Source organism: Actinoplanes sp. G11-F43 (assembly GCF_050589265.1).
Lineage (GTDB): Bacteria > Actinomycetota > Actinomycetes > Mycobacteriales > Micromonosporaceae > Actinoplanes.
The window spans coordinates 1-3,720 of record NZ_JBNZCE010000108.1 but is presented as its reverse complement, the minus strand read 5'-3'; the positions used below and the strand labels follow the sequence as shown (position 1 = coordinate 3,720).

Annotated in this window: 1 protein-coding gene; it reads right to left on the bottom strand. The window is 67.8% G+C overall.

Going from position 1 to position 3,720, the window contains the following annotated elements; translation table 11 throughout:
• A partial coding sequence (locus ACQ0O7_RS45130; protein ID WP_430792106.1) for a type I polyketide synthase occupies positions 1 to 3,641 on the bottom strand: 3,641 nt, incomplete at its 3' end.
• Between the last annotated feature and the right edge of the window lie 79 nt (positions 3,642 to 3,720).

Below are 3,720 nucleotides of genomic sequence, written 5' to 3'. Positions count from 1 at the left end.
GCCTGATCCACCGCAGTCACCGGATCGTTGACACCGGTGCCGACCGCACCACGCGTCAACACCCACAACGGAGCCACCACACCAGCAGCAGCCAGCTCCCGGATCAACTCCGCGATCGCCGCCGGACCCTCAGGCAGCACCGACACCACACCCGCGATGTCCGCCTGACCGATGTCATCAACGACTTCGGCACCGCGCTGCGCCAAGACCGAACCGACAACCCCCGCACCGTCACCGACAACCAGCCACTTACCGGACAGCACCGCCGCCGAGGACTCCACCACCGGAACCCAGCTCACCCGGTAACGCCAATTCGCTACTGAGGCGTCAGCACGCTCACGACGACGCCACTTCGTCAACGCTCCCAACGCGGTATCGGCCGCATCAACACCGAGCAGCTCCGCCAACGTCCCCGCGTCACCCTGCTCGACGGCCGTCCAGAAACCCGCCTCAGCAGGCGAACCCGCCGATGTCGTCGACTCCACCGACGACGACTTCACCGGCTGCGGCCAGAAGAATCTCCGCTGGAACGCATAGGTAGGTAGACAGACCGTTCTCCCCCCGCCCAGCACCACCGACCAGTCAACATCGACACCGTTGACGAACGCCTCAGCAAACGACGCCATCAGACGCCGCACACCACCGTCATCACGACGAAGACTGCCCACCGTGACAGCGGCGTCAACAGCCGGGATCAACACCGGATGCGGCGAGACCTCAACGAACACGCCGTGACCGGAATCGGTCAGCACCCTCACAGCCCGGTCGAACTCCACGGTCTCCCGCAGCGAGGAGTACCAGTAGCCGGCATCCAGTTCCGGACCGGCCAGCCAGTCTCCGCTCAGCGCCGACACCATCGGGATCGCGGCACGCCCAGGCGCGATCCCGTCCAGCACGGTCAAGATCTCGTCCCGCAACCGCTCGACCTGCGGACCGTGCGACGCGTAATCCACCGGAATCAACCGGGTCCGCACCGCATCACCACACGCGGCCTCAAGCTCCCGCAACGCCGAAGGCTCACCGGACACCACCGTCGCCGACGGGCCATTCACCGCCGCGATCGACAGCCGATCACCGAACCCGGCGATCCGGTCACGCACCACCGCCACCGACTCCGCGATCGACAGCATCCCACCATGACCCGCCAACGCCGCCAACGTGCGACTACGCAACGCGACAACCTTCGCCGCGTCCTCCAACGAAAGGATCCCCGCCACCGCAGCAGCCGCGATCTCACCCTGCGAATGACCCACCACCGCATCCGGCTCCACACCGGCGGCACGCCACACCGCGGCGAGGGAAACCATGACCGCCCACAACGCCGGCTGGACCACGTCAGCAGATTCAAAACCATGACGACCAGCCAGTACGTCATCAAGTCGCCAGTCCACGAACGGCTCCAAAGCCGCCGCACACTCAGCCAGCCTCGCCGCGAACACCGGCGACGACTCCGCCAACTCCCGGCCCATCCCGACCCACTGCGAGCCCTGACCCGGGAACACGAACACCGTCCGCCCGACACCACCCGGAACGACCTGACCGGTCACCACCCCAGCCGCTGGCTGACCCGTCGCCGCCGAGACCAGCCCGGCCAGCAGATCATCATGTTGGACGCCGAGGATCACAGCCCGGTGATCGAAGACCGACCGCGTCGTGGCCAACGACCACGCCACATCACCGACCGGCAACTCCGGACGGGCCACCAGATGCTCCCGCAGACGGCCCGCCTGCCCGGCCAAAGCCGCCGTGCTACGACCGGAGATCGGCCACACCGAAAGATCCGCGGCCACCACCGGCAGAACCTCGGCCGAAGAGATCACCGCAGTGGGCTCCGGAGCCTCCTCCAGAATCACATGCGCATTGGTGCCACTGATCCCGAACGCCGACACACCAGCACGCCGGGGCCGCTCACCAGCCGGCCACTCCCGCGCCTGCGACAACAACTCGATGTTGCCCGACGACCAGTCGACATGTGACGACGGCGTCTCGGCGTACAGAGTGCGCGGCAGTTTCCGGTTCTGCAGCGCCATCACCATCTTGATCACACCAGCGACACCCGCGGCCTGCTGGGCGTGCCCGATATTGGACTTGATCGACCCCAGCCACAACGGCCGATCCGCACCCGGCCGCTCCTGACCATAGGTCGCCAGCAGAGCACCCGCCTCGATCGGATCACCCAGCGCGGTGCCGGTGCCGTGCGCCTCCACCACATCCACATCAGCAGCGTTGACCTGCGCGTTCGCCAGAGCGGCACGGATCACCCGCTGCTGCGACGGACCGTTCGGCGCGGACAGCCCGTTGGACGCACCGTCCTGGTTGACCGCGCTGCCGCGGATCACCGCCAGCACCTCATGGCCGTTGCGCTGCGCGTCGGAGAGCCGCTCCAGCATGACCACACCAGCGCCCTCGGCGATACCCATGCCGTCGGCACCGTCACCGAACGCCCGGCAACGGCCATCCGACGACAACGCACGCATCCGGGAGAATCCGACGAACTCGCTCGGGTCGGCCATCACCATCACGCCACCGGCCAGCGCCATCGAGCACTCGCCACCACGCAGCGCCGACACCGCCTGATGCAACGCCACCAGCGAGGAGGAGCAGGCGGTGTCCACCGACACCGCCGGACCGACCAGGCCGAGCACGTACGATATCCGGCCGGAGGTGACGCTGAGCGCGTTGCCGGTGATCAGGTGCGCCTGGGCATCGGCGTCGGCACTCGCCGCGTCGAGGTAGCCCGAGGGCGCCGCACCGATGAAGACGCCGACCCCGGCACCCTTCAACGACACCGGATCGATACCGGCACGTTCGACCGCCTCCCACGACGTCTCCAACAGCAACCGCTGCTGCGGATCCATCGCCAGGGCCTCACGCGGGCTGATCCCGAAGAAGTCGGCGTCGAACTCTCCAGCCCCGGTGACGAAGCCGCCCTCGGTCACGTACGTCGAGCCCTCGGCATCCGGATCCGCGTTGAAGAGGGTTTCCGTGTCCCAGCCACGATCCGCGGGAAAGCCGGAGATGGCGTCGCCGCCGGAGGAGAGCAGTTCCCACAGCTCTTCGGGGCTGCGGACTCCGCCCGGATAGCGGCAGGCCATGCCGACGATCGCGATCGGCTCGGTCGGCGCCTGCGACACCGTCGTGGTGACCTGCTTCGCCACCGAGCCCAGCAGCCGGGTCAGGATCTCCTCGGCCAGAGCCGTCGGGTTGGGATGGTCGAAGATCACGGTGGCGGGTAGCCGTACCCCCGTCGCGGTGTTGAGCCGGTTGCGCAGCTCGACAGCGGTCAGCGAGTCGAAACCGACATCCCGGAACGCCCGCTCCGCCGGAATCTCCTCACCCGACTCATAACCCAGCACCGCAGTAGCACTCGCCCGCACCAACTCGATCACCACACGCCGGCGCTCGGTGGCGGACATCGCGGCCAGACCAGACGCGTACTCACCACGGTTCTCCGGCTCCGCACCAGCACTTTCCGGCTCCCGGGCCTCGGCAATCGTGTCCAGCAGCGGACGCGGACGAGCCGCACGAAACACCGGAGCGAACCGCTCCCACTCCACGTCGGCGACGGCGATGAACGTCTCGTCCTCGGCCAGAACCTCACCCAACGCGGTCAGCGCCCGGTCGATATCAAGGAAGTTCATGCCCTGCCGGCGCAAACGACTCGGCGTGACCGCACCCGCGCCCTGCGCCATCGCCGCATCGACGGCATCCCAATCGCGG